The sequence below is a fragment of the Arthrobacter sp. MDT1-48-3 genome, from assembly GCF_054511015.1.
In genome coordinates, this window is the sequence record NZ_JBTNDL010000005.1 from 218,129 (window position 1) to 243,139 (window position 25,011).

The 25,011-nt window shown below is 70.1% G+C and carries 22 protein-coding genes; 9 read left to right on the forward strand and 13 right to left on the reverse strand.

What is annotated here, in order from left to right; translation table 11 throughout:
• Positions 1-475: 475 nt before the first annotated feature.
• From ACX80L_RS13015 to ACX80L_RS13030, 4 genes are all read right to left on the reverse strand, one after another.
• The gene (locus ACX80L_RS13015) at positions 476-1,522 is read right to left on the reverse strand and encodes an LCP family protein (protein ID WP_459290135.1); all 1,047 of its coding nucleotides are present in this window, start codon (positions 1,520-1,522) and stop codon (positions 476-478) included.
• Between the two features lie 91 nt (positions 1,523-1,613).
• Entirely contained in the window at positions 1,614-3,032 is a 1,419-nt protein-coding gene (locus tag ACX80L_RS13020; protein WP_133081020.1) for a sugar nucleotide-binding protein, read from the reverse strand.
• 2 nt (positions 3,033-3,034) lie between these two features.
• Positions 3,035-4,033 (reverse strand): dTDP-glucose 4,6-dehydratase, encoded by a 999-nt coding sequence (gene rfbB, locus ACX80L_RS13025; RefSeq protein ID WP_133080738.1) that lies wholly within the window; start codon positions 4,031-4,033, stop codon positions 3,035-3,037.
• 30 nt (positions 4,034-4,063) lie between these two features.
• Positions 4,064-4,834, reverse strand: coding sequence for a hypothetical protein (locus tag ACX80L_RS13030; protein ID WP_133080739.1), 771 nt, complete (start codon positions 4,832-4,834; stop codon positions 4,064-4,066).
• 229 nt (positions 4,835-5,063) lie between these two features.
• Between ACX80L_RS13030 and ACX80L_RS13035 the strand changes: the two genes are divergently transcribed.
• A complete protein-coding gene (locus tag ACX80L_RS13035) occupies positions 5,064-5,552 on the forward strand; it encodes a DUF3515 family protein (protein WP_133080740.1) in 489 nt (162 codons plus the stop codon).
• A gap of 42 nt (positions 5,553-5,594) precedes the next feature.
• Positions 5,595-6,452 carry an SMP-30/gluconolactonase/LRE family protein gene (locus tag ACX80L_RS13040; RefSeq protein WP_459290138.1) on the forward strand — a complete coding sequence of 286 codons (858 nt, stop codon included), beginning with the start codon at positions 5,595-5,597 and terminating at the stop codon, positions 6,450-6,452.
• A 58-nt stretch (positions 6,453-6,510) separates the two neighbouring features.
• Here the strand turns inward: ACX80L_RS13040 and ACX80L_RS13045 are convergent, their stop codons facing one another.
• Positions 6,511-7,350 (reverse strand): SDR family oxidoreductase, encoded by an 840-nt coding sequence (locus ACX80L_RS13045; protein WP_459290140.1) that lies wholly within the window; start codon positions 7,348-7,350, stop codon positions 6,511-6,513.
• A gap of 132 nt (positions 7,351-7,482) precedes the next feature.
• On the opposite strand from ACX80L_RS13045, the gene ACX80L_RS13050 reads away from it, so the two are divergent.
• On the forward strand, positions 7,483-8,457 hold the full coding sequence (locus tag ACX80L_RS13050) for a glycosyltransferase family 2 protein (protein ID WP_459290142.1): 975 nt from the start codon (positions 7,483-7,485) through the stop codon (positions 8,455-8,457).
• A gap of 44 nt (positions 8,458-8,501) precedes the next feature.
• Entirely contained in the window at positions 8,502-8,732 is a 231-nt protein-coding gene (locus ACX80L_RS13055) for a DUF3072 domain-containing protein (protein ID WP_244185908.1), read from the forward strand.
• 23 nt (positions 8,733-8,755) lie between these two features.
• Here ACX80L_RS13055 and ribA read toward each other — a convergent pair whose 3' ends face one another.
• Positions 8,756-10,144, reverse strand: coding sequence for a GTP cyclohydrolase II (gene ribA / locus ACX80L_RS13060; protein WP_459290144.1), 1,389 nt, complete (start codon positions 10,142-10,144; stop codon positions 8,756-8,758).
• A 73-nt stretch (positions 10,145-10,217) separates the two neighbouring features.
• Positions 10,218-11,135 (reverse strand): LysR substrate-binding domain-containing protein, encoded by a 918-nt coding sequence (locus ACX80L_RS13065; RefSeq protein WP_208739333.1) that lies wholly within the window; start codon positions 11,133-11,135, stop codon positions 10,218-10,220.
• A 145-nt stretch (positions 11,136-11,280) separates the two neighbouring features.
• On the opposite strand from ACX80L_RS13065, the gene ACX80L_RS13070 reads away from it, so the two are divergent.
• Both ACX80L_RS13070 and ACX80L_RS13075 read left to right on the forward strand, forming a co-directional pair.
• On the forward strand, positions 11,281-14,817 hold the full coding sequence (locus ACX80L_RS13070) for a bifunctional proline dehydrogenase/L-glutamate gamma-semialdehyde dehydrogenase (RefSeq protein WP_459290146.1): 3,537 nt from the start codon (positions 11,281-11,283) through the stop codon (positions 14,815-14,817).
• 109 nt (positions 14,818-14,926) lie between these two features.
• Positions 14,927-15,982 carry a YeiH family protein gene (locus ACX80L_RS13075; protein ID WP_459290148.1) on the forward strand — a complete coding sequence of 352 codons (1,056 nt, stop codon included), beginning with the start codon at positions 14,927-14,929 and terminating at the stop codon, positions 15,980-15,982.
• Positions 15,983-16,037: 55 nt separating this feature from the next.
• Here the strand turns inward: ACX80L_RS13075 and ACX80L_RS13080 are convergent, their stop codons facing one another.
• The 6 genes from ACX80L_RS13080 to leuC all read right to left on the reverse strand — a co-directional run bounded on the left by ACX80L_RS13080 (position 16,038) and on the right by leuC (position 22,684).
• Complete coding sequence (locus ACX80L_RS13080) at positions 16,038-17,189, reverse strand: D-alanine--D-alanine ligase family protein (protein WP_459290150.1); 1,152 nt, start codon at positions 17,187-17,189, stop codon at positions 16,038-16,040.
• Positions 17,186-18,229 (reverse strand): NAD(P)H-dependent glycerol-3-phosphate dehydrogenase, encoded by a 1,044-nt coding sequence (locus ACX80L_RS13085; RefSeq protein ID WP_459290170.1) that lies wholly within the window; start codon positions 18,227-18,229, stop codon positions 17,186-17,188. Before ACX80L_RS13085 ends, ACX80L_RS13080 begins: the two co-directional genes overlap by 4 nt.
• 2 nt (positions 18,230-18,231) lie before the next feature.
• Positions 18,232-19,020, reverse strand: coding sequence for a lysophospholipid acyltransferase family protein (locus ACX80L_RS13090; RefSeq protein ID WP_459290152.1), 789 nt, complete (start codon positions 19,018-19,020; stop codon positions 18,232-18,234).
• Positions 19,021-19,032: 12 nt separating this feature from the next.
• Positions 19,033-20,382: a UDP-N-acetylglucosamine 1-carboxyvinyltransferase gene (murA, locus tag ACX80L_RS13095; RefSeq protein ID WP_133080749.1), complete on the reverse strand. Its 1,350-nt coding sequence runs from the start codon at positions 20,380-20,382 to the stop codon at positions 19,033-19,035.
• Between the two features lie 226 nt (positions 20,383-20,608).
• A complete protein-coding gene (gene leuD / locus ACX80L_RS13100; protein WP_133080750.1) occupies positions 20,609-21,208 on the reverse strand; it encodes a 3-isopropylmalate dehydratase small subunit in 600 nt (199 codons plus the stop codon).
• Positions 21,209-21,217: 9 nt separating this feature from the next.
• The gene (gene leuC / locus ACX80L_RS13105) at positions 21,218-22,684 is read right to left on the reverse strand and encodes a 3-isopropylmalate dehydratase large subunit (protein ID WP_459290154.1); all 1,467 of its coding nucleotides are present in this window, start codon (positions 22,682-22,684) and stop codon (positions 21,218-21,220) included.
• Positions 22,685-22,829: 145 nt separating this feature from the next.
• Here leuC and ACX80L_RS13110 point away from each other — a divergent pair, with 145 nt between their 5' ends.
• The 3 genes from ACX80L_RS13110 to ACX80L_RS13120 all read left to right on the forward strand — a co-directional run.
• Positions 22,830-23,549 carry an IclR family transcriptional regulator gene (locus tag ACX80L_RS13110; protein ID WP_133080752.1) on the forward strand — a complete coding sequence of 240 codons (720 nt, stop codon included), beginning with the start codon at positions 22,830-22,832 and terminating at the stop codon, positions 23,547-23,549.
• Position 23,550: 1 nt separating this feature from the next.
• Positions 23,551-24,111, forward strand: a complete 561-nt coding sequence (locus tag ACX80L_RS13115; RefSeq protein WP_459290156.1) for a DUF1697 domain-containing protein — start codon at positions 23,551-23,553, stop codon at positions 24,109-24,111.
• A 414-nt stretch (positions 24,112-24,525) separates the two neighbouring features.
• Positions 24,526-25,011, forward strand: a 486-nt coding sequence (locus ACX80L_RS13120) for a hypothetical protein (protein WP_459290158.1), incomplete at its 3' end; no start/stop codon positions are given.

Here is a 25,011-nt window from a genome sequence, read left to right on the forward strand (position 1 = left end):
AGCGAACCAGGAAGTACCAGAACGGACGTTCCGGGCTCGATGAGGTATCCCGTGGGTGGATGGATGAGCCAACCGGTCGCAGGATCGATCGTGAAACCTGTGGCTGGATCGACATCGCTGGCGGGTTCTTCTGACGGCGAGGGTTCTGGGGCCGGCGCAGGGGAAGGCGACGGCGCAGGCGGTGCTGGAGCGGGTACGGGGGCCGGAGCCGGAGCCGGGGCGGGAGCCGGCACCGGGGCGGGAGCCGGCACCGGGGCGGGAGCCGGCACCGGAGGTGTTGTCGGAGCCGGAGGTGTTGTCGGAGCCGTTGTCGGAACAGTCGGGGTCGTTGGCAGCGCAGGGGGAGCCGTCGTTTGCTCGGGTCCCGGCACGACCGCAGTATCGTCAGCCGCGGCAGGCGCCAGCGGCACGGCGACGAGGAGGGACAACCCGAGCAGCGCGGACCCTGCTGTCCGCCGCGCAGACCTTCCGCGCGTCACGACGAGGCTTCCGGATTGGCCGCCAGGTAGTCGGCCAGGGTGTCGCCCTGCAGCGCCTCGGCAACCTGCGCGATGGCGGCGTCGTCCTTGATCACGATCGACTGCCCGTCCGCCGAGGTGCCGGTCCCGAGGTTGGGCAGCGTGAAGAAGTCGATGTCGCCGCCCCGCACGCCGCGGAGCGACACGGCCAGCGATCCGACTGCCCCGGCGTCGAGGGATGAGTCCACGGCCACGAACGGCGACACCTGGTCGACGACCTCGTAGACTTTCTGCGGATTGGTCAGCGTATCCGCGGTGAGCACCTTGCTGATGACCGACTTGACGAACAGCTGCTGGTTCTTCACCCGCTGGTAGTCGCCGTCGCTGAACGCATAGCGCTCGCGGACGAACTTCAACGCCGACTCGCCCTGCAGCGTGATCGGTCCCGCCGCGAAGGACTCGCCCTCGCTGCCGCTCGACTGGAACGCGACAGGATTGTCCACCTGCACCCCGGCGAGCGCGTCGGTGAGGCCCTTGAACCCCTCGAAGTCGATACTGGCCACGTGGTCGATACGTGTGCCGAACAGGCCTTCGACGGTCTGCACCACGAGCGGTACGCCACCGAGAGCCATGGCGGCATTGACCTTGGCCTCACCGTGCCCCGGGATGTCCGTCCAGGTGTCCCGCATGATGGACATGACCTGGATGTCCTGGCGGTCCGCGGGGATGTGCATCAGCATCATGGTGTCCGCGCGGCTGTCCGAAGGATCAGTGGATGCCGTATCGCCCAGCTCTTCCGGCGTCGCCCGTGAATCGCTCCCGAGCAGCAGGATGTTGACCGCACCCTCGGCCTCGGGGGCCACCGTGGGGCGAGATTCCTCCGCGGGGAAGGCCGTCTCGATCGTCTCGGACCCTGCATCGAAGGATCGCGCGAGCGAGAACAGGTAGCCGCCGGCGACAAGGGCGGCGACGACGACGATGGCACCGAAGACCAGCAGGGTGGTGCGCACAGGATGGCGCTGACGCCTCCGTGTCACGGGCGCGTCGGTGTCGTTCAGTGCCATCGGGGTCCCCAGTCGAAGAGCAGTGGTCGGGTCGGATTCGGGTCAATGATACGGGGCCGGGCTGAGAGGACCGCGCAGCCCGCCGGAGATCCTAGCCGGTGAGCGCGCGGACATAGGCGCCGAGTCGCTGTGAAGCCGGGGCCGGCGCGAAGCCCGATGCCTTGATCCTGGACAGGTCGAGCGTGCTCTGGAGGGGCCGCGGCGCAGCCTCCTTGCCCGCGAAGTACTCCGCCGTGCTGACGCCTGTGACGTCGGTGCGATCCCTGCCGGCGAGCGCGTACACCTCGGCCGCGATGTCCGCCCAGCTCTGCACGTCACCGTCGTTGGTCACGTTGTAGGTGCCGTACGGCGCTCCCGTGCCGAGCAGGTGCAGGATGGCACCGGCGATGTCCTCGGTGAAGGTGAGGCGGCCGATCTGGTCGTTCACCACGCTCGGCGAGATGCCCCGGCCTGCGAGGCCCGCCATCGTCCGGACGAAGTTGCTGCCCTCCCCGATGACCCAGCTGGTGCGGAGGATGTAGTGGCGCGGCACTGTCGCGACGATCGCGTCCCCTGCCGCCTTCGTCTGTCCGTAGACACCGAGTGGGCTGAAGGGCTCCCCCTCGTCGTGGAGCTCCCGCGATCCGTCGAACACGTAGTCGCTCGAGATATGGACGAGGGTCAGGCGGTGGGCCGCGGCCACCCGGGCGAGTGCTGCCACGCCGGAGACATTGACGGCCCAGGCGGCCGCGCGGCCCTCCGGCGTCTCGGCGGCGTCGACGGCTGTGTACGCAGCAGCGTTGATGATGGTGTCGTAGGCCGCCCAGGGTCGTGCGCCGTCGAGGTCGCCAGCGAGGAGGTCGAGCTCGGCGCGTCCGGCGAATTCGACGGAGGACTGGTCCGCGAGGGCGCCGCGGAGCGCCCGGCCGAGCTGCCCGTCGGCACCGACGACGAGCGTCCTGCGCGGGGCGAGCGGCGTGACCTCGGCAAGGCGCGGGTGCTTCCGGTCCTTCTCGGACAGTTCCGCATCGCCCAGCGGGATGGGCCAGTCGATGGCGGCCGTCTCGTCCGCGAGGTTGAGGAACACGTACTGGTCCTGTGCGTCGGCCGACCAGTGGTCGTTGACCAGGTAGGTGTAGGCGGTCCCGTCCTCGAGGGTCTGGAACGCGTTGCCGACGCCTCGTGGGACGAAGATCGCCGTCGACGGATCCAGCTCGGCCGTGAAGACGGCACCGAAGGACGGCCCCTCGCGCAGGTCCACCCAGGCGCCGAAGACGCGGCCCGTGGCGACCGAGATGAACTTGTCCCACGGCTCGGCATGGATCCCGCGGGTGGTGCCCGCGGTCTCGTTGAACGAGATGTTGTTCTGCACGGGACCGAAATCGGCGAGCCCGGCGGAGGTCATCTTGGCGCGCTGCCAGTTCTCCTTGAACCAGCCCCGGTTGTCACCGTGGACGGGAAGGTCGAAGAGCACGACGCCGGGGATCGGCGTCTCCCGCGCGGCCAGCGGCTTCGAGAAGGTGGGGCCCATCGTCACTGCCCCAGCTCGGTGTACTTGGACTCAGTGATTGCCTTCTGCGGACGCCACCAGTCCTCGTTGTCCCGGTACCAGGCGATGGTGTCGCGCAGGCCCTGCTCGAAGTGGTGGAACTGCGGGCTCCAGCCGAGTTCGGTGCGCAGCTTCGTCGAGTCGATGGCGTAGCGCAGGTCGTGGCCGGCGCGGTCCACCACGTGGTCGTACGCGTCGGCGGGCAAGCCCATTTCCGTGAGGATCAGCTCCACGACGTCCTTGTTGTTCCGCTCGCCGTCGGCCCCGATCAGGTAGGTGTGCCCGATCTCTCCCCGATCCAGGATCGTCCATACGGCCGAGGAGTGGTCGTTCGCGTGGATCCAGTCGCGCACGTTCAGGCCCTCGCCGTAGAGCTTGGGACGGACGCCGTCGATCACGTTCGTGATCTGGCGCGGGATGAACTTCTCCACGTGCTGGAACGGCCCGTAGTTGTTGGAGCAGTTGCTGATGGTCGCCCGGACGCCGAAGGAGCGGACCCAGGCGCGCACCAGCAGGTCCGAGCCGGCCTTCGTCGACGAGTACGGGCTCGAGGGGTTGTAGGGCGTGCTCTCGGTGAAGCGTGCGGGATCGTCGAGCTCGAGGTCGCCGTACACCTCGTCGGTGCTGATGTGGTGGAACCTCGTGCCGAACCTGCGCGCGGCCTCGAGCAGCGTGTAGGTGCCGATGATGTTCGTGTCCAGGAAGGGCCGGGGGTCGTGCAGCGAGTTGTCGTTGTGCGACTCCGCCGCATAGTGCACGACGGCGTCGGCCCGTTCGGTCAGCGGATCCACCACGGCGGCGTCCGCGATGTCCCCGACCACCAGCTCGAAGCGGTCGGCGGGCAGCCCTTCGAGCGAGGCGTGGTTGCCTGCGTAGGTCATCTTGTCCAGCACCGTGACGGAGACCTCCGTGCGCTCCATCAGGTAGTGCACGAAATTGGACCCGATGAAGCCGGCGCCGCCGGTGACCAGAAGATTTTTCACATCTTGCACCTTACCGGCCGCGCTCGGGCGTCAGGACTGGTGGCGTCCGCGTCGGCGCGCGGCCAGCAGACCGATGACGGCGAGCGCGACGGCGACGACGCCGGCACCGATCCAGGCAGCGGGTGCCAGGGACGACGTGCGCTCCTCCTCGACCGCGGCCTCCGGGCTGCTCGAGGGCGTGCGGGTACTCGACCGGCTGGGTCGCGGGGTCGGACTGGCCGAGGCGGTCGCCACGGGAGCGACCGACGTCGCGACGGGTACGGGAGCGACCGTGGGAGCGGGTGTGACCGTGGCGGGTACGGAGGCCGACGCGGTGGCGGAGGGCGCGGACGACGCCGTCGCCGTCGGACCACCCACACCGGGCTCCGGTGCTGCCGTCCCGCCGGCGGGATCGACGACCTGCCCTGTCTCGGCGTCGTAGCGCAGGTTCGTGTAGATGAGCGTATCGGCGAACAGGAGCTGCCCGGTTCCGGGTTCGATCAGGTGGCCGGTAGGCGGGTGGACCAGGAACCCGGTGCGGGTGTTGATGGCGAATCCCGTGACCGGGTCTATCCCGCTCGTCGCCGTCGGATCGGGCACCACCGGGGCCGGCTCGACGAAGGTCGACTCCGGCTGCGGCTGCTCGACGACGGCGGGCTCCTGCTGCGCGACCACGGCGGGGACGATCGCGGGTGACAGCGGGAGCGCGACGGCGGCTGTCGGCGCGGCGAGGACGGCGGTAGCGAGGAGCGCGCCGGCGGCTCCGGTGAGGGTCCTCGTGAGGGCGGGTGCGGGCAGGGGGCGGCGGTGGGGCGCGGTCATGGTTCCTCGGATCGGGCTCTCGCACGCGGCCCGCGGGAAAGCGGCACCGGGGTGCGGGGATGGTACCGGCAGCTGAGACGGACTGCGGCTCCTGAAGTTTACGGGCGGCCGGTTCCCGCTCCCGGTTCCTGCCGTGCACGGGTCTTCCGTGTCGTGCTCGACTGTTCCTTGTCGTGCTCGTGCGCACGCCGTTCCCACCCGGCGTCGGGCCACCTACTAGGGTGGAACCATGTCTGCCCTCCCCCGCGCCGCAATGCTCCTGGTGCCCGCCGCGGCCCTCCTGATGGGGGTGGCGGGCTGCGCGTCCGTCGTGGATGTGGACCCCGCCCAGGACGCCGCGAATGCCCGGTGCGCCGAGGTGATGATCGCGCTGCCGCCGACGGTCGCCGAGAACGAACAGCGCGACACGAACAGCCAGGCCACGTCCGCCTGGGGGGACCCCTCCAAGGTGGTCCTGCGGTGCGGCGTGGACGTCCCCGGCCCCACGACCGATCCGTGCGTCACGGTGAACGACGTCGACTGGGTGGTCCGCGAGGGGGATCCGGCCTGGACCGCCACCACCTACGGACGCGACCCCGCCGTCGAGGTCCTCTTCGACCCGGACGACGTCGCCTCGAGCACCGTCCTCGTCGAGCTCGGCGACGCCGTGGAGCGGGTCGAGCAGACCCGCGCGTGTGTCGGCCTGGCCGATGCGACCCCGGCTCCCTCGGGCGGCTGACGCCCCTCTCCAGAACGCACCCGCACCACTACAGGAGGCACCGTGAAGGCCGAGCAAATCTCCGACGTCTGCACCTTCCACGGCGAAGGCCCCTACTGGGATCCGCGCCGGAAGGAGCTCCTGCTCGTGGACATGATGGAGGGCGACGTCCTGGTCCGCCACGACGACGGCAGCATCGACAGGCACGACGTGCATCCGCGCCTGGCGGGTGTCATCCGCGGCCGTGCGTCAGGCGGCTACGTGATCGGGGTGGAACGGGGTTTTTTGTTCGCCGACGAGTCGTTCTCCATCCTCGAGGAGGGGCCGGCTGCCTTCAGCGACCCGGCCGTCCGCATGAACGACGGCGGCTGCGACACCGCCGGCCGCTTCCTCTGCGGGTCGATGGGATGGGAGGGCGGATTCGGCGCCGGCACCCTGTACTCCCTCGGGACGGACCACTCGGTGTCCACCGTGCTGACGGGAGGCACCATCTCGAACGGACTCCACTTCTCCCCCTCGGGCGATACCGCCTTCTACAGCGACACCCCGACAGGACGCATCGACGCCCTCGCCTACGACGTCGAGAGCGGCCGCTTCACCGACCGGCGCACCTTCGCCGTCGTCGAGCCGGCGCTCGGCATGCCCGACGGCATGGCCATCGACGCGGAGGGCGGCATCTGGACGGCGCTGTACGGGGGCGCCGCGATCGCCCGGTACGACGCCTCGGGGAAGCTCTCGGAACTCATCCACCTCCCGGTCACCAATGTGACGGCCTGCGCCTTCGGTGGGGCGGACCTGTCGACGCTGTTCATCACGACCACGCAGGAGAACGTCCCGGAGGGGTCCGAACCGCAGGCGGGCGCCCTGTTCGCCGTCGAGCCAGGGGTTGCGGGCGCTCCCCTGCCGATGTTCAGGGGGTAGGGGCCCGGGCCTACCACGGGCCGCCGCCGGGCGTCCGTGGAAGGCGAAGCGGGCCCGGTCAGAGGATCGGCTGGCCTCCGGTCACGGCGATGCGGGCGCCGGACACGTAGCTGGCCTCGTCGGAGGCGAGCAGCACGTACACCGGAGCCAGTTCGGCGGGCTGCCCGGCCCGCTGGAGGGGTACCTGCTGGCCGAAGCTCTCGACCTGGTCCTCCGGCATCGTGGCAGGGATGAGCGGTGTCCAGATGGGGCCGGGAGCCACCGAGTTGGCGCGGATGCCGCGTTCCGCGAGGAGCTGCGCCATGGACGCCGTCATATTGGCGATGCCGGCCTTCGTCGCCGAGTAGGGCAGCAGGGTGGGCACGGGATTGTCGGAGTTCACCGAACTGGACCCGATGATCGAGCCCCCCGCCCCCATGTGCGGCAGCACGGCCTTCGTGAGGTGGAAGAAGGCGCTGAGGTTGGTGGCGATCGTGTGGTCCCACTCCTCGTCGGGGATCTCCTCGATGCTCTCGTGGGTCATCTGGAAGGCGGCATTGCTGACGAGGATGTCCACCCTGCCGAACTGCTCCACGGCCTTGTCGATCACGGCCCGGCACGTCGCCGGGTCGGCGAGGTCTCCGGGGAACAGGACGGCCTGCCGTCCCGCCTCCTCCACCCAGCGGGCCGTCTCCCGCGCGTCGTCGTCCTCGTCCAGGTAGCTGATGAGGACATCCGCACCCTCACGTGCATAGGCGATCGCGACAGCGCGGCCGATCCCGCTGTCGCCACCGGTGATCACCGCCTTCTTGCCGAGAAGCCTGCCCGTGCCGCGATAGGACTGCTCACCGTGGTCGGGAGTCGGCTCCATGGCGTCGGTGGTGCCGGGCGGTTCCTGCTGCTGCGCTGGCTGCGTCACTGTTCCTCCTGGTGTCTACGGGCAATCCGGCAAGTGGGTTCCTTGCGGCCCCACCGTAAGCACCCTTAGTAATTGAAGGGAAGCGGACAACCGGTCCGGAAACCCGTTGCACGAGGAGCATGCCGACCTCCCATGCGCTACGCAGCCGAATACATCCTGCCGTTGAAGTGGACGGACGAGGGCCCGGTGGCCGAGCTGGCCCTGTACCTGCGGGACCTGGTGCGCTGGATCGATGTCACGGTGGTCGACGGCTCGGCGGACCCCTGCTTCGACCGGCACGCCCGCGCCTTCCCGCCGGACGTCCGCCACCTCCGGCCCGATCCGGAGCGGGTCCGGCAGGGCGGCAACGGGAAGGTGCAGGGCGTCCTGACCGGGCTGGCCGAGGCACGGCACGAGCTCGTCGTCCTGGCGGACGACGACGTCCGCTACCGGCGCACCGATCTGCAGCGCGTCCTCGGGCTCCTCGAGGACGCGGACGTCGTGCGGCCGCAGAACTACTTCGCCCGCCTGCCGTGGCACGCGCAGTGGGACACCGGGCGGACCCTGCTCAACCGCGCGCTGGCCTCCGACTACCCGGGGACGCTGGCGGTACGGCGCAGCACCCTGCGCGCGACGGGCGGCTACTGCGCCGACGCCCTGTTCGAGAACCTCGAGCTCATCCGCACGGTGCGTGCCGCCGGCGGCGTCGAGGCGCGCGCCGACGACCTCTTCGTGGCCCGGCTCCCCTGCTCGTCGCGGCACTTCCTCGGACAGCGCGTCCGGCAGGCCTATGACAGCTTCGCGCAGCCCGCGAGGCTCGCCGTCGAACTGAGCCTGCTGCCGGCGCTCGTCCTGGCCCGGCCGGCGGCGCGGCACCTGGCCGCGGCAGGCATCGGCGTCGTCGCGCTCGCGGAACTGGGCCGACGACGGCGGGGCGGACGGCAGGTGTTCCGCCCGACCGCCGCCCTGTGGGCGCCGGCCTGGCTCCTCGAGCGGTCGGTGTGCAGCTGGCTCGCCGTCGCCAGCAGGGCCCGCGGTGGCGTGCCGTACGCCGGAGGCAGGATGCGCCTCGCCGCGCACTCGGAGCGCCGGCTGCGGCAGCGGGGCGTGGAGCTCCCCGGAAACTAAGTACACTGATGGCTCACGCTGGAAACGAGCGAAGAGGAACCGATATGGCAGACACACTGGGAAGTCCGACGTCCGAGCCCGAGGGTGGATTCGAACGGGATCCCTCCGACTGGGTCACCGGCGACGAGCCGATGACCGCAGCACAGCGCAGCTACCTCGACACCCTCGCACGCGAGGCGGGCGAGGAGATCCCTGCGGACATCAACAAGGCCGAGGCGTCCGAACACATCGATCGGCTGCAGGGCAAGAGCAAGCGGCTGAGCGACGACTCCTGATCGTCCTGCGGTAGCCCTCCCGGCTACCGCACCGCGGCGAAGTTGAACTCCGTGCAGATGTCCTGACCGAAGACGAAGCGCCGTACCGGCGCAGTCCGCGCTTCGGCCAGGGCATCCGAGCCGGAGAAGCGGATACCGGGCACGCCGTCGCCCACCAGCACAGGAGCAGTGGTCAGGTACAGCCGGTCGAGCAGGCCGGCGTCGAGGAACCGCGAGACGGTGTTGCCCCCGCCCTCGACGAGCACTTTCTGCAGACCCCGCGTGGCGAGGATCTCCAGCACACGCCGCGGAGCGAAGTCCTCCGCGGGCAGCCGCACCACTTCCACCGAGGCCGGCAGGGCCTCCGGCACCGCGGCGTCGTGCGCGATGATCCAGAGGGTCGGGACGCCGTCGTCGGCCAGGACGCGCGCGCCGGCGTCCACCCGTGCCGCTGCATCGAGCACGACGCGCACGGGGCTGCTGCCGGGTACGTCGTCGACCGAGAGTGAGCAGTCCTCCGCGAGCACCGTGGACGCGCCGACGACGACGGCGTCCGCCAGGGCCCGCAGCCGCTGGAGGTGCCCGTGGTCGCCGCGATCCTCATGGAAGCCGGCGTCGCCGGACCGCGAGGCGATGAAGCCGTCGAGACTCTGGCGCAGCTGTCCGACGACGATCTGCCCGGTCGCGGCCGCGAGGTACCCGTAGCGGTGCGTGAGCTCCTCCGCCTCGCCCGGTGCGGGGGCCGCCGGGACGGTGCCGTCGAGGAGCGAGGCCCAGGCGTCGTCGGCCGGCGCCGCGTCGTGGCGCATGCGTGCACGCTTGGTCGCCAGGTATGCCGCGTTCTCCGACCGCTCCGACACAGGCAGTCCGCGGCGCTCGAGGACACTGATCCCCAGGTCCTCCAGCGCTTCCTCCTTCGCGGGATTCCCCGAGAGCAGCCGCACGGCGCTGATGCCGAGGTCCTGGAGGATCTCGGCCGCCTGGTCGTAGCGGCGGGCATCCACGGGCAGTCCGAGGGCGGTGTTCGCATCCACCGTGTCCACGCCCTCGTCCTGCAGCGCGTACGCCTTCAGTTTGGCGAGCAGCCCGATCCCGCGTCCCTCGTGTCCGCGCACGTAGACCACGACGCCGCGGCCCTCCTCCGAGATGGCCGCGAGCGCGGCGTCGAGCTGTTCCCCGCAGTCGCAGCGCCATGAACCGAACGCGTCGCCCGTGAGGCACTCGCTGTGGACGCGGACGAGGGGTGCCGCGTGGGCGGTACCCCGGGCGTCGTCGTCGATCCCCTGCGCCAGCGCGACGTGCTCCGTCCCGCCGTTGTCACGGTAGCCGACCATGCGGAATGTCCCGTGCCGGGTGGGGAGGACGGTCTCCACGACCCTCTCGATGGTGGCAGGCACGGAGGCGGACCCGAGCTGCGTGGACTGGATGGACATGGAACAACCTTAGAAGCGAGGCGGGGCGACACGAAAACATGCGTCTCAGGGCTTAACGGGTCCTGCGTGCCGTTTATTGCGCCTGCTGCGGAGGACGCACGCCGGCCGCGGCGTGCCCGAGGACCTCGCGGACGGCCAGGACCGCGGGCCTCCGGGCGCCGGCCGTGCGCGCGGAGGTGAAGATGGAGCGCCGGGGGCTGTCGTCGAGGTCGAGGAGCTGCACCGGCACGCTCCGTCCGGTCCACACGAGGTCCGGCATGAGGGCGACGGCGTTGCCCGATTCGATGAGCCGGATTTGCGCCTGGAGATCCGCCGTCTCGTAGCGGACGTCGGGCTCGAAGCCGGCCCGCCGGCATGCCTGTTCCGCCCAGTGCCGGGACGCCGCTCCCCGCGGTTCCATGACCCAGGCGGCACCCGACGCCTCCGCGACGGATGAGATCCCGGCGTAGTCCAGGCCGGGCGGCGGGACGGCGAGCCGGATGGCGTCCTCGGTCAGGGGGATGTGGTCGAGCTCCGCGTGCCGCGGCGCCGCGTGACCCGGATACTGCTCGGCGATCACGAGGTCGAAGTCGCGGGCGAACGTCTCGTACAGCGCGGTCTCCGGTTCGCGCTGCACCATCTCCACGCGCACGTCCGGATAGTCCCGCTTCATGGCCGTCAACGCCTCCGGCATGAGCGCCAGGGCCGCGGACTGGAAGACCGCCACGCGGACCGAGCCGGACACCGTGGTCAGGGAGGCGGCGAGATCCGACTCGGCCCGCTCCAGGGTCTCGAGGAGTTCCGCGGTGTGTCCCACGAGGACCTCCGCCTGCGGGGTCAGGACCACCCTGCGGCCGGACTTCCGCAGCAGCTCCACCCCCACTTCCTTCTCCAGGAGGGCGAGCTGCTGCGAGACCGAGGACGGGCTGTAGCTCAGGGCCGCGGCGACGTCCGCGAGGGTGCCGCGGATCGCCAGTTCGCGCAGCAGGCGCAGTCGGCGCAGATCGAGCATTGGGCACTCCGTCGATTCGATTCTTCCAACGAATACCGTTCGGTAATCATCGCTTTTCCTAATCCTACGGGTCCGCGGATACTGGACGTGAAGTAGCTGCTTCATCCTGTGCCCGGCGCAAGCCGTTCAACCGAAAGCCGTTGCCATGACAACCCAGACACCGCCCCTCGAGGGCATCGCCGGCACCCCGGCGCCCCTGGTCCCGTCCACCGCCTCCCACCCCGAGCGCGACGACGAGACCCCCCGGTTCTCCGGCGGCGCCGACGGAACCACCGAGATCCCGGCGACGCTGCCGGACGCATCCATCGCCCTCGTCCGGCACTGGCTGACCGAGGCGTCGAAGGTGCCCGTCGACTCCTCCGCCAAGCAGCTCGCCGGCGTCCTCAAGGACCCCGACGGGCTCGCCTTCACCGTCGGCTTCGTCGACGGCGTCATCCGACCCGAGGACCTCTCCGTCGCGGCCCGCAACCTCGGCGCCATCGCCCCGAAGGTGCCCGGCTTCCTCCCCTGGTACATGCGCTCGGCCGTGAAGGTCGGCGCCGCCGTCGCCCCGGTGCTGCCGCAGGTGGTCATTCCCATCGCCCGCCGCGTGCTGCGCGAGATGGTGGGACACCTCATCATCGATGCCTCCGACGCGAAGCTCGGCAGATCGATCGGCAGGATCAAGCGCGAGGGCATCCGCCTGAACGTCAACCTGCTCGGCGAAGCGGTGCTCGGCGACCACGAGGCCGAGCGCCGCCTCGAGGGCACCGTCCGGCTCCTCGAACGGCCGGACGTCGACTACGTCTCCATCAAGGTGTCCTCCACGGTCGCGCCGCACCCGGCGTGGGCCTTCGAGGAAGCCGTGCAGCACGTCGCCGAGAAGCTCGCTCCCCTCTACGCCCTCGCCGCCCGGTCCGAGAAGCCGAAGTTCATCAACCTCGACATGGAGGAGTACAAGGACCTCGACCTCACGATCGCGGTGTTCATGGAGATCCTGGGACGCCCCGAGTTCACGGACCTCGAAGCCGGGATCGTGCTGCAGGCCTACCTCCCCGATTCCCTCGCCGCGATGATCCGCCTCCAGGAGTGGGCCGCCGCCCGGCGGGCCCGGGGCGGCGCCGGCATCAAGGTCCGCGTGGTCAAGGGCGCCAACCTCCCGATGGAACAGGTCGAGGCATCCCTCCACGACTGGCCGCTCGCCACGTGGGGCTCGAAGCAGGACTCGGACACCCACTACAAGCGCGTCCTCAACTACGCGCTGCAGCCCGGCCGCATCGACAACGTCCGCATCGGCGTCGCCGGCCACAACCTCTTCGACCTCGCCTTCGCCTGGCTGCTCGCCGGCGAACGCGGCGTCCGCTCCGGCATCGAGTTCGAGATGCTCCTCGGCATGGCGCAGGGACAGGCGGAGGCCGTCAAGCGCGACGTCGGCTCGCTGCTCCTCTACACGCCCGTGGTGCACCCGAGCGAGTTCGACGTCGCGATCGCGTACCTCATCCGCCGCCTCGAGGAGGGAGCGAGCCAGGACAACTTCATGTCCGCCGTCTTCGAACTCTCCGACAATGAGGCCCTCTTCGAGCGCGAGAAGAACCGCTTCCTCGCATCACTCGGACAGCTCGACGATTCCGTCCCCGCTCCGAACCGCCGCCAGGATCGCACCGTCCCGGCAGCGCCCCATCCGGGCACCGGCTTCGAGAACACACCCGACACGGATCCCTCCCTTCCGGCCAACCGCAACTGGGGACGGGCGATCCTCGAGCGCGTCGCCGGCTCCGACCTCGGCAAGGACACCGTCGCCGCCACCACGCTCACACAGGTCGCCGACCTCGAGGACACCGTCGCCGGTGCCGTGGAGGCGGCCGGGTCCTGGGGTTCCCTGACGGGGGCGGAGCGCGCGGAGATCCTGCACCGCGCCGGTGACGCCCTCGAGGCCCGCCGGGCGGACCTCATGGAGGTGATGGCCGCAGAGACCGGCAAGACCCTCGACCAGTCCGACCCCGAGATCTCCGAGGCCGTGGACTTCGCGCACTACTACGCCGAGCGCGCACGGGACCTCGACGACGTCGACGGCGCCTCGTTCTCGCCGGTCCGGCTCACGGTCGTGACACCGCCGTGGAACTTCCCGGTCGCCATCCCCGCCGGCTCCACCCTCGCCGCACTCGCCGCCGGGTCCTCCGTGATCATCAAGCCCGCATCGCAGGCGCGCCGCTCCGGCTCCGTCATGGTGGAGGCGCTCTGGGCCGCGGGCGTGCCGCGCGAGGTCCTGCGCCTGGTCCAGGTCGACGAGCGCGACCTCGGACGTCGGCTCATCTCCGACCCGCGGGTGGACCGCGTCATCCTGACCGGTGGCTACGAGACGGCGGAGCTGTTCCGCTCCTTCAGGACGGACCTCCCGCTGCTCGCCGAGACGTCGGGCAAGAACGCGATCATCGTCACGCCCAGTGCCGACCTAGACCTCGCCGCGAAGGACGTGGCACAGTCCGCGTTCGGTCACGCCGGCCAGAAGTGCTCCGCCGCGTCCCTCGTGATCCTCGTGGGCAGCGTCAGCACGTCGCAGCGCTTCCGCAACCAGCTCCTCGACGCCGTCACGTCGCTGTCCGTCGGCTACCCGTCGGATCCCGCGACGCAGATGGGTCCGGTCATCGAACCGGCCGCCGGAAAGCTCCTCGACGGCCTGACGACGCTCGGTGAGGGCGAGTCCTGGCTGGTGCAGCCGCAGCAGCTCGACGAGTCCGGCCGCCTGTGGAGCCCCGGCGTGCGGGACGGCGTGAAGCGCGGATCGACGTACCACCTGACGGAGTACTTCGGCCCGATCCTCGGCATCATGACCGCCGCGACGCTCGAAGAGGCCATCACCCTGCAGAACGACATCGACTACGGGCTGACGTCAGGCATCCACTCGCTCGACAGCCGGGAGATCGACACCTGGATCCAGGGCGTCCAGGCGGGCAACCTCTACATCAACCGGGGCATCACCGGCGCGATCGTCCAGCGCCAGCCCTTCGGCGGCTGGAAGAAGTCGGCGGTGGGAGCGGGCACGAAGGCCGGCGGCCCGAACTACCTCGTGGGCCTCGGTTCCTGGTCCCCGCGGCAGTCGACCGCCACTGACGCTCCCCTCGCCGGAGCTGCTCCCCTGCTCACCGCGGCCCGCGCCGCCGGCCTGAGCGGGACGGACCTCGCCCGCCTCGAACGCTCCGCGGCGTCGGATGCCGCGAGCTGGAACAGCGAGTTCGGGCAGGTGAAGGACATCTCGGCGCTGTCGGCGGAACGGAACCTCTTCCGCTACCTCGCCCACCCCGTGACGATGCGCCTGGCCGAGGGTGCGCCCATCGCCGACCTCGTGCGGGTCCTCCTCGCCGCACGCGCCGCCGATGCACCGATCGCGGTATCGAGCGCCACCGAGCTTCCCGACGCGCTCCGCACCGTGGTCGAGGCCCAGGCCGAGAGCGTCACGACCGAGGACGACGGCGCCTGGCTGGCCCGGGCGGCCTCGCTCCCCGTACGGCGCGTCCGGCTCATCGGCCAGGACCCGGCACCGCTGGCCGCCGCGACCGGTGGCCGACCCGATCTGGCGATCTATGCGCAGCCCGTCACCGAGTCGGGCCGCGTGGAGCTGCTGCCGTTCCTGCAGGAGCAGGCGATCAGCATCACGGCCCACCGGTTCGGCACACCCAATGCGCTGACGGACACCATCATCTGACGGCCGTCGCAAGAGGCCGCCGCCGGCCGGGGAGGGAGTCCTCCCTCTGGCACAATCGATCCGGACAGCACCACGCCGCCTCCGGGCGGCCGGAAGGATCGACCCCCGGATGAGCAGCCGCAGCACCACCCCGGAGACCCGGGACCCACAGCTTCGGGCGTGGGTCCCGGGTCTTCTCGTCATGGCCGCCGGTGTGGCCGCGTCCCTGGTGCTGGCGAGCGTCCAGACCGTGCTCGGTGCCCTGGTCATCGCCCTGGTGCTCGGGATCCTGCTGGGCAACTCGGGGTTCTACGGGGCGACGCTCCGCACGGGCATCGGCGGGGGGACCAAGCGCCTGCTCCGCGCCGGCGTCGTGCTGCTGGGGCTCCAGCTGGCCCTTCCGGACATCCTGGCCCTGGGCCCCCAGGTCATCCTGCTGATCGTCGCGTGCGTCGCCGGCAGCTTCTACACCACACAGTGGGTGGGCCGACGGCTCGGCCTCAGCCGCGCCGGCGCGCTGCTCATGGCAGCAGGCTTCTCGATCTGCGGCGCGTCCGCCGTCGCGGGGATGCAGGGCATCGTGGACGCCGACGACGACGAGGTGGCCTCCGCCGTCGCGATGGTCACGCTCTACGGGTCCCTCATGATCCTCGTCCTGCCGCTGCTCAACGCGGTCCTCGGCCTCGATGCGACGGAGTTCGGGATCTGGTCGGGGCTCGCCGTCCACGAGGTGGCGCAGGTAGTGGCCGTGGCCAGCACCGCCGGGGCCACCGCGCTCGCAGCGGCGACGGTGGTCAAGCTCGGCCGGGTCCTGATGCTGGCACCGGTCGCGGCGGTGGCGAGCATCGGCGAACGACGGCGGGCGACCGCGGCCGCGGCGGCCGGGACCGAGGGGACCGACGACGGGCGGCTCTCCCTGCGTCCGGGCACACCCCTCGTGCCCCTGTTCGTCGTCGGGTTCCTCGCCATGGTCCTCGTGCAGTCGCTCGGCGTCCTGCCCGGACCCGTCCTCGATGCGGGACGCACGCTGACCACGATCCTGCTGGCTGCCGGGATGTTCGGTCTCGGGGCCGGCATCGACGTCCGGCGCCTGCTCCGCACGGGCGGGCGCTTCGCAGTTGTGGGGGCGGTATCGACGCTGTTCCTGGCGGGCGTCTCGCTCCTCGGCGTCCTGGCGCTGGCCTAGGAACTCCGTCCGGATGCCGCTCGGGCACCCCTTCAGGGACCCGGACGGCCCGCCGTCAGCGCAGTCCGGTACCGCGGTCGAGGGCCAGGCCGATCAGTTCGTCGATGAGTTCCGTGTAGCCGAGGCCGGATTTCGCCCACATCTGCGGATACATGCTGATCGGCGTGAACCCGGGCATGGTGTTGATCTCGTTGATGACCAGGCGGCCGTCGGGCGTGTAGAAGAAGTCCACGCGGGACAGACCCTCGCCGCCGATCGCGTCGAAGGCCTCGCCGGCGAGCCGCCGCACGCGGTCGATCACCTCGCGCGGGAGGTCCGCGGGGCAGGACAGCTCCGCGGCGGCGCCGTCGACGTACTTCGCTTCGAAGTCGTACCATGCGTGGTCGCCGGGCTGCATCGCGATCTCGCCCGGAAGGGATGTGCGCGGTGCGTCGAGGCCGCGGCCCTGCAGGACGGCTACCTCGATCTCCCGTCCCTCGATGCCGGCCTCGATGACGACCTTGGGATCGAAGACACGCGCGGCCTCGATGGCGGCCCCGAGATCGCCGATCCCCTCGACCCGGCTGATGCCCATGGAGGACCCTGCCCTGGCCGGCTTGACGAACACCGGGAAGCCGAGGGCGGCGGCGCGCTGGAGGGCGGCTTCGGCGTCGGTGCGCCACTGGCGGTCCGTCACCACCTCGTACGGGCCGACCTCGAGGCCGGCCGCCGAGAAGACGACCTTCATGTAGTGCTTGTCCATCCCGACCGCGGACGCCAGCACGCCGGCACCGACGTACCGCATGTCGGCCATCTCCAGCATGCCCTGCAGCGTGCCGTCCTCGCCGAACGGACCGTGCAGAAGGGGAAGCACGACGTCGACACTGCCCATGCTGCGCGGCACCGCCCCGGGGGCGGCGACCAGCAGTTCCTGGCCCGCGCTGCCGTCGGCCGCCGTTCCCATCACCACGGCGTGCCCTGTGGTGGGAACCTCGGGCAGGACGTCGGAGCGCAGCGACCACGTGGACGGGTCGGCGGAGACGAGGGACCACTGCCCCGACTTGGCGATGCCCACCGGCACCACGTCGTAGCGCGTGCGGTCGATGGCCTCCAGCACACCGGCGGCGGTCACGCAGCTCACGGCGTGCTCGCTCGACCGTCCGCCGAACAGGACGAGCACGCGCGGCTTGCGGGAGGAGGCGGGGGTCTCGGTGGTCACGGTGGTCACGGTGCGGAATCGCCTTCCGGCTTGAGGTTGCGGGCCAGCAGGCGTGGCCCGAGGTCGTTGACGGACAGGTGCCCCTGGAGGACGGCTACCACGCTGCCGGTGATGGGCATGTCGACGCCGAGCTGGGTGGCCAGGTCGAGCACGGCCTGGGCCGACTTGATGCCCTCCGCCGTCTGGTTCATCCGCACCGTCACCTGCTCGAGGGTCAGTCCCTGGCCCAGCAGGTGCCCGGCGGTGTGGTTGCGCGAGAGCGCCGAGGAACAGGTGGCGATGAGGTCGCCCATGCCCGCGAGGCCTGCCATCGTCTCGGGCTTGCCGCCCAGCGCCACGGCCAGGCGTGTGGTCTCGGCGAGTCCGCGCGTGATCACGGAGGCCTTGGTGTTGTCGCCCATGCGGCGCCCCTCGCAGATCCCCACGGCCAGGGCGATGACGTTCTTCACGATCCCGCCGATCTCCACCCCGATCACGTCCGTGGACGTGTAGGGCCGGAAGTAGGAGGCCGTGCTCGCGGCCGCGATCCACGTCGCCGTGTCGTGGTCGGGACACGCGACGACGGAAGCCGTCGGCTCCTCACGGGCTATCTCCATGGCGAGGTTGGGCCCGGACACGACGGCGATCCGCTCCGCCGGCAGCGCGAGCTCCTCGGCGATCACCTCGCTCATGCGGGCATCGGTGCCCACCTCCAGGCCCTTCATCAGGGACACGACGACGGCGTGGGCCGGGATGAGCGGGCGCCACGCCGGGAGCTGGGCTCGCAGGGTCTGCGCGGGTACGGCGAGGACCACGAGGTCGCTCCCGGCCAGGACGGCCTCCGCGTCGGCCGAGGCCGTGACGTTCCCGGGAAGCAGGGTGTCCCCGAGGTACCGGGAGTTCCGGTGGTCGTCGGTGATCTCGTCGGCCACCTCCGGGCGGCGGGCCCAGAGCATGACGGCGGTCGACGCGGACGCATCGGCCAGCACCTTGGCGAACGTGGTCCCCCAGCTGCCGGACCCGAGCACCGCGATCTTCGCAGGCGGCGTCGCGCGGACGTCGGTTCGGATCGTCACGGTGTCCCTTCGTCCAGGGGCGCATCGGGCTGCCCGTCGTCGTCCTGTGCCTCGAAATCGCGCCCGGTCCGCTTCTGCTGCTTCCGCGCGGGGTCCCAGCGCTCCGTCGGCGGTTCCTCTCCGCGCAGCTCCGCGAGCAGCTCCGTGATCGCATCGATGATGCGGTCCGTCGCCGCGTCGAGCGTCGTCTTCGTCAGCGGGGCGTCCCGGAACTCGGAGAGGTCCACGGGTTCACCGACCAGCACCCGGGACCGCTTGCGCGGGAAGAGGTAGAAGCGCTTGGCATAGCGGGGGAAGACCTCGTGCGCGCCCCAGTGTGCCATGGGCACCACCGGCGCCCCCGTCTGCAGGGCGAGGCGGGCCGCTCCGGTGCGGCCCTTCATGGGCCACATGCCGGGATCCCGGGTGAGGGTACCCTCCGGGTAGATGATGATCCCGCCGCCGTCGGCCAGCGCGTCCCGTGCCGCTTCGAGGGAACGATTGGCGCCGGCGGAGCTGCGCTCCACGGGTACCTGCTTGATGGACCGCAGGAGGAACCCCACCACGGGCACGTCGAACAGTGACGCCTTCGCGAGGAAGTGCGGCATGATCCCCTGGTTGTACAGGAAGTGACCCACGACCACCGGGTCGATCTCGGTGACGTGGTTCGGGCAGACGATCATGCCCGTCCCGCGGGGCAGCTTCTCCTGCCCCTGCCATTCCTTGTCCATCAGTGCGTTCATGACGGGCCTCACCCAGGAGGCGAGGAACGTGAACATGGCGCGCGAGCCCCGTGACTCCCCCATGTGCCGGGTCGCCTAGGAGAGAGCCACGGCGGCAGCCGGGGCGTCCTCCGTGATGTCGAAGTCGGCGCCCAGGCCCTCGAGCTTGTCCTGGAAGCGCTCGTAGCCGCGGTTGATGAGCTCGATGCCGGTGACCCGGGAGACCCCCTCGGCCGCGAGGGCCGCGATCAGGTGGCTGAAGCCTCCGCGCAGGTCGGGCACGTCGATGTCGGCGCCGTGGAGCTGGGTGGGCCCGGAGATCACCGCGGAGTGGAGGAAGTTGCGCTGGCCGAAGCGGCACGGCACGCTGCCGAGGCACTCACGGTGCACTTGGATGTTGGCGCCCATGCGGATCAGCGCCTCCGTGAAGCCGAAGCGGTTCTCGTAGACCGTCTCGTGCACGATGGACACGCCGGTGGCCTGGGTCAGGGCCACGACGAGGGGCTGCTGCCAGTCCGTCATGAAGCCGGGGTGCACGTCCGTCTCGAGCACCAGCGGCTTCAGCGCGCCGCCCGGGTGGTAGAAGCGGATGCCGTCGTCGTCGACGTCGAAGGCGCCGCCGATCTTCCGGTAGGTGTTGAGGAAGGCCGTGAGGTCGAGCTGGCGCGCGCCCTCCACGTAGATGTCTCCCCGGGTGACCAGAGCGGCAGAGGCCCACGACGCCGTCTCGTTGCGGTCGGAGATGGCCTTGTGGTTGTAGCCGGTCAGCTCCTTCACGCCCTCGATGCGGATGACGCGGTCCGTCTGCACCGTGATGATGGCGCCCATCTTCTGCAGGACGGCGATGAGGTCCATGATCTCCGGCTCGACGGCGGCACCCGACAGCTCGGTGATGCCCTCGGCGCGGATGGCGGTCAGGAGCACCTGCTCGGTGGCACCGACGCTCGGGTACGGCAGCGTGAGCTTTGCGCCGTGCAGACCCTTGGGGGCGGAGATGGAGATGCCTCCGGGACGCTTGTCCACGACGGCGCCGAAGTTCCGGAGGACTTCGAGGTGGTAGTCGATCGGGCGGTCGCCGATCTTGCAGCCGCCCAGGTCCGGGATGAAGGCCTCGCCGATGCTGTGCATCAGGGGCCCGCAGAAGAGGATGGGGATGCGGGAGTCGCCGGCGTGGGCGTCGATGTCCTTGGAGCGTGCCATCTTGGCGTCGCTGGGGTCCATGGTGAGGTCGCCCGTCACAGGATCCTTGGTCACTGTCACACCGTGCAGCTGCAGCAGGCTGGTGACGACGTCGACGTCCTTGATCTCCGGGACGTTGCGCAGCACCGACGGCGTGTTGCCGAGCAGGGAGGCGACCATGGCCTTCGGGACCAGGTTCTTCGCACCGCGGACGGATACCTTGCCGGTCAGCGGGATGCCGCCGCGGATGGTCAGAACGCTACCCATGAATACCTATTTTCCTTCTACGTTGAACCCCTGCGGACTCGAAAATGCTCGTTCCAAGCATAGGAGAACCACGGAGCAGACAGAAATACAAGGGTACTTCGTGCACTCCCTGTTTCCAGAGAGGAACCAGCGCGGGTGCGTCGCCATTCCTCGCGGACGGGTCCCGGCGGCGTGATCTGCACGACAGCGGCTCCCGCCGGGTCCGGCTGCTCCCGGCGCGCAGCGCCTACGTGCGAGCCGGGAGCGTCGTCGGCTTCCAGCGGGGGCGGCTGGCTTCGAAGGCGGTGATGTGCTCCTCCTGCCGCAGGGTGAGCCCGATATCGTCCAGACCCTCGAGCAGCCGCCAGCGTGTGTAGTCGTCGAGCTGGAAGGGTGCGCTCACGGACCCGCAGTGCACCATCCGCGACTCGAGGTCCACCGTGACCGTGGCCCCCGGCTCGTTCTCGAGGATCTTCCAGATGAGCTCGATGTCGTCCTGCGCGACCTGCGCGGCGACGAGGCCCTGCTTACCCGAGTTACCGCGGAAGATGTCCGCGAAGCGCGAGGACAGGACGGCCTTGAAGCCGTAGTCCTTCAGTGCCCAGACGGCGTGCTCACGCGACGAACCGGTCCCGAAGTCCGGCCCGGCCACGAGGACGGAACCGCGCGAGTACGGCTCCCGGTTGAGGATGAAGTCCTCGTCCTTGCGCCAGCCGGCGAAGAGGGCGTCCTCGAAGCCCGTCCGCGTGATGCGCTTGAGGTACACGGCGGGGATGATCTGGTCGGTGTCGATGTTGCTCTGGCGCAGCGGGACGCCGATGCCGGTGTGCGTGGTGATCTTCTCCATGGCGCTCTCCTAGGCTGCTGGGACGGTGGACTCGGCGGCATGCGCCCCGTTACCGGGATGCGGTGCCAGGTCCGACGGCGAGCTGAGGGTGCCGCGGACCGCGGTCGCGGCGGCGACCACGGGCGAGACGAGGTGGGTGCGACCGCCCTTGCCCTGGCGTCCCTCGAAGTTCCGGTTCGACGTCGACGCACAGCGCTCCCCCGGTGCCAGCTGGTCGGGGTTCATGCCGAGGCACATCGAGCAGCCGGCGAAGCGCCACTCGGCGCCGAAGTCCTTGAACACGCGATCCAGTCCCTCGGCCTCGGCCTGCAGGCGCACCCGCGCCGAGCCCGGGACCACCATCATGCGCACGGCGGGATCCTTCTCCCGGCCGCGGATGATGTCCGCCGCGATGCGGAGGTCCTCGATGCGGCTGTTGGTGCACGAGCCGAGGAAGACGGTGTCCACCCGGATGTCCTTCATCGGGGTGCCCGGTTCCAGGGCCATGTAGTCCAGCGCCCGGCTGCACGCGGCCTTGTCGTTCTCGTCGGCGAAGTCGTCGGGTGAGGGCACAGCCTGCGAGAGGGAGACGCCCTGGCCGGGGTTGGTCCCCCAGGTCACGAAGGGCTCGAGGTCGTCCGCGTCGAGGAAGACCTCGGCGTCGAAGACGGCGTCGTCGTCGGTGCGCAGGTTCCGCCAGTCGGCGACGGCGGCGTCCCAGTCGGCACCCTGCGGCGCATGGGGCCTGCCCTGCAGGTAGTCGAAGGTGGTCTCGTCCGGAGCGACCATGCCGGCCCGCGCCCCCGCCTCGATCGACATGTTGCAGATGGTCATGCGCGCTTCCATCGACAGGGAGCGGATCGCCGAGCCGCGGTACTCGAGCACGTAGCCCTGCCCGCCGCCCGTCCCGATCTTCGCGATGATCGCCAGGATGATGTCCTTCGACGTGACACCGGGCTTGAGGGTGCCCTCGACCGTGATGCCCATGGTCTTGAAGGGCTTGAGGGAGAGCGTCTGGGTGGCCATCACGTGCTCCACCTCGGAGGTGCCGATGCCCATGGCGAGTGCTCCGAAGGCCCCGTGCGTGGAGGTGTGGGAGTCGCCGCAGACCACGGTCAGTCCGGGCTGCGTCAGACCGAGCTGGGGTCCCACGACGTGCACGATGCCCTGTTCGGCGTCGCCGAGCGAATGCAGCCGGACACCGAACTCGCGGCAGTTCGCGCGCAGCGTCTCGATCTGCGTGCGGCTGGTGAGATCGGCGATGGGCTTGTCGATGTCCAGGGTCGGCGTGTTGTGGTCCTCGGTGGCGATCGTCAGGTCCGGACGGCGCAGGGGCCGGTTCGCCAGGCGGAGGCCCTCGAAGGCCTGCGGAGAGGTCACCTCGTGGATCAGGTGCAGGTCGATGTAGAGAAGATCGGGCTGAGCTTCCGCGCCGACGACCTCGCCCTTGCGGACGACGTGCGCGTCCCAGACCTTCTCTGCCAGTGTCTTGCCCATACGATCGTCCTTCTCTGTTCCGGTGGACCACGGCGGCGGGGTGTCCGCCGTCCCGACCCTTGGTGCATCAACTCAACCAGCCACGCATCGGAGAGTGCCAGTCCGACGGCTTGCGTCTCAGATTATGAGACGGCAATATCATCCTATGGACAATTCTAGCGGCGTCGGAGTCATCGACAAGGCCGCCCTCGTGCTCGACGCCCTCGAGGCCGGACCTACCACCCTCGCGCAACTGGTCGCTTCGACGGGCCTCGCCCGACCGACCGTGCACCGGCTCGCCCTCGCCCTCGCCCATCACCGCCTCGTGGGCCGTGACATCCAGGGTCGCTTCGTGCTCGGCAGCCGGCTCGTGGAACTGGCCTCCGCTGCGGGCGAGGACCGGCTCATCGCGGCAGCAGGGCCCGTCCTCCTGAGCCTGCGCGACGCCACCGGCGAGAGCGCCCAGCTCTTCCGGCGGCAGGGCGACTGGCGCGTCTGCGTCGCGTCCGCGGAGCGCCCCGTGGGCCTGCGCGACACCATCCCGGTGGGCACCCAGCTGTCCATGAAGGCCGGCTCGGCGGCGCAGTGCCTCCTGGCGTGGGAGGACCACGACCGGCTGCTCAAGGGACTGCAGAACGCACGCTTCACCCCGACGGTCCTCGCCGGCGTCCGCCGGCGGGGCTGGGCGCAGAGCCTCGGGGAGCGTGAGGCGGGCGTGGCATCGGTGTCGGCACCGGTCCGCGGCCCGTCCGGGCGCGTCATCGCCGCGGTCTCGATCTCCGGGCCCATGGAACGCCTCACGCGGCAGCCCGGACGGATCCACGCGGAAGTCGTCTCCGACGCCGCGCGCCAGCTGACCCTCGCGGTCGCGAAGGCGGCGGACTGACATGGCAGAACCCGCTGCGGGGTTCCGGTACGCCGTCTTCCTCCGCGGGGTGAACGTCGGAGCGGTCACCCTGAATATGGCCGACGTCCGCGACGAACTCACCGGTCTTCCCGTCACGGAGGTGGCCACGGTGCTGGCCAGCGGCAATGTGACCTGTTCCTCCGCCCTGGCGCCCGCCGATCTCAAGGAATGCATCGAGGAGGCGCTGCGTCGCCGTTTCGGCTACGAGGCGTGGGTGATCGTCGTCGAGCGCGCCGACCTGGTGGGCATCGCCGCCGCGGTCCCCGAGCCGCCGGGACCGCCGGGACCGCCGGGAGGAGTCCACACCTACGTGACGTTCTTCACCGGTCGCGCCGAACGGGACGGGTTCCTCGGTGACGCCGCGGCGCTGGCCGCTCAGCCCACGGTGCTCCCGGGCGGCACGGCGATCAGCTGGTTCTCCCCCAAGGGTCAGTCGACGGAGGTGCCCGTGGCGAAGCTCCTCGCCCGCGCCCGGTATGCGTCGACGTCCACGACGCGGAACATCAACACCGTGGACAAGGTGCTGCGTCTCCTCGCCTGAGCACGGGATGAGATCACTTCGACGTGGACCTTCGAGAAAGAACGGCCGACGTGGCGGAAAATACCCGCAACCTCCTGCTCAATTACTCGCAAGCATCTCGTCGATTACTCGGAATTATCTCGCCGACGTCATAACCGAGCCACTTGACGTATTTCTGTAGGACAAGGCGCGGACTTCCGATTACCTTGAGCAGGAGCTTTCCATTGACTGTGTCGATCGCGACATAGCATGCACACCATTCAGGGGTAGAAATTGCCAGCACATAGGGTCGGAGCCATTCTTCGTACTGTCAGTCCCGCTCGCACCGCGCTCCTCGTAGTTCTGGCGGTGCTTCTCTCGCTCCTGACGGCTACACCCTCTTCAGCTGCTACTACGGAAGCCGAACCCAACGGCACCCTGGCGGCGGCGACCGTGGTGCCCCTGGCCACCACCGTCTCGGGTTCGACACTCAGCGCAAATACCTCCGACACCGACTACTACGCCGTCGACCTGGCCCAGGCCGGCCGGGTCGGCCTGAACTTCAAGTTCCCCGCAGGTCTTGGCACCGGCAGGCTCTATACGCTCAGCATCCTGAATGCCAACGGCGCCAGCCTCTACAACTTCGACCTCACCGGTGCAGACTCCGACGGAATCCGACTCGCCGCCCAGGGCACCTTCCTTCCCGCAGGCAGAACCTACATCAAGGTTTACGGCGAGAGGCTCCAGGCAAGCTGGGGCAAGACCTACACCCTCAACACCACGCTGAGCGCAGCGCCGGTCGAGCTCGAGCCCAACAGCACCACCTCGGCCGCGACCGTGGTGCCCCTGGCCACCACCGTCTCGGGTTCGACACTCAGCGCAAATACCTCCGACACCGACTACTACGCCGTCGACCTGGCCCAGGCCGGCCGGGTCGGCCTG

Coding starts and splice junctions, on each gene's coding strand:
- ACX80L_RS13015 (WP_459290135.1), bottom strand. CDS start 1,522: ATGGCACTGAACGACACCGACGCGCCCGTGACACGGAGGCGTCAGCGC.
- ACX80L_RS13020 (WP_133081020.1), bottom strand. CDS start 3,032: ATGGGCCCCACCTTCTCGAAGCCGCTGGCCGCGCGGGAGACGCCGATC.
- ACX80L_RS13030 (WP_133080739.1), bottom strand. CDS start 4,834: ATGACCGCGCCCCACCGCCGCCCCCTGCCCGCACCCGCCCTCACGAGG.
- ACX80L_RS13035 (WP_133080740.1), top strand. CDS start 5,064: ATGTCTGCCCTCCCCCGCGCCGCAATGCTCCTGGTGCCCGCCGCGGCC.
- ACX80L_RS13050 (WP_459290142.1), top strand. CDS start 7,483: ATGCGCTACGCAGCCGAATACATCCTGCCGTTGAAGTGGACGGACGAG.
- ACX80L_RS13055 (WP_244185908.1), top strand. CDS start 8,502: ATGGCAGACACACTGGGAAGTCCGACGTCCGAGCCCGAGGGTGGATTC.
- ribA (WP_459290144.1), bottom strand. CDS start 10,144: ATGTCCATCCAGTCCACGCAGCTCGGGTCCGCCTCCGTGCCTGCCACC.
- ACX80L_RS13065 (WP_208739333.1), bottom strand. CDS start 11,135: ATGCTCGATCTGCGCCGACTGCGCCTGCTGCGCGAACTGGCGATCCGC.
- ACX80L_RS13070 (WP_459290146.1), top strand. CDS start 11,281: ATGACAACCCAGACACCGCCCCTCGAGGGCATCGCCGGCACCCCGGCG.
- ACX80L_RS13075 (WP_459290148.1), top strand. CDS start 14,927: ATGAGCAGCCGCAGCACCACCCCGGAGACCCGGGACCCACAGCTTCGG.
- ACX80L_RS13090 (WP_459290152.1), bottom strand. CDS start 19,020: ATGGGGGAGTCACGGGGCTCGCGCGCCATGTTCACGTTCCTCGCCTCC.
- murA (WP_133080749.1), bottom strand. CDS start 20,382: ATGGGTAGCGTTCTGACCATCCGCGGCGGCATCCCGCTGACCGGCAAG.
- leuD (WP_133080750.1), bottom strand. CDS start 21,208: ATGGAGAAGATCACCACGCACACCGGCATCGGCGTCCCGCTGCGCCAG.
- leuC (WP_459290154.1), bottom strand. CDS start 22,684: ATGGGCAAGACACTGGCAGAGAAGGTCTGGGACGCGCACGTCGTCCGC.
- ACX80L_RS13110 (WP_133080752.1), top strand. CDS start 22,830: ATGGACAATTCTAGCGGCGTCGGAGTCATCGACAAGGCCGCCCTCGTG.
- ACX80L_RS13115 (WP_459290156.1), top strand. CDS start 23,551: ATGGCAGAACCCGCTGCGGGGTTCCGGTACGCCGTCTTCCTCCGCGGG.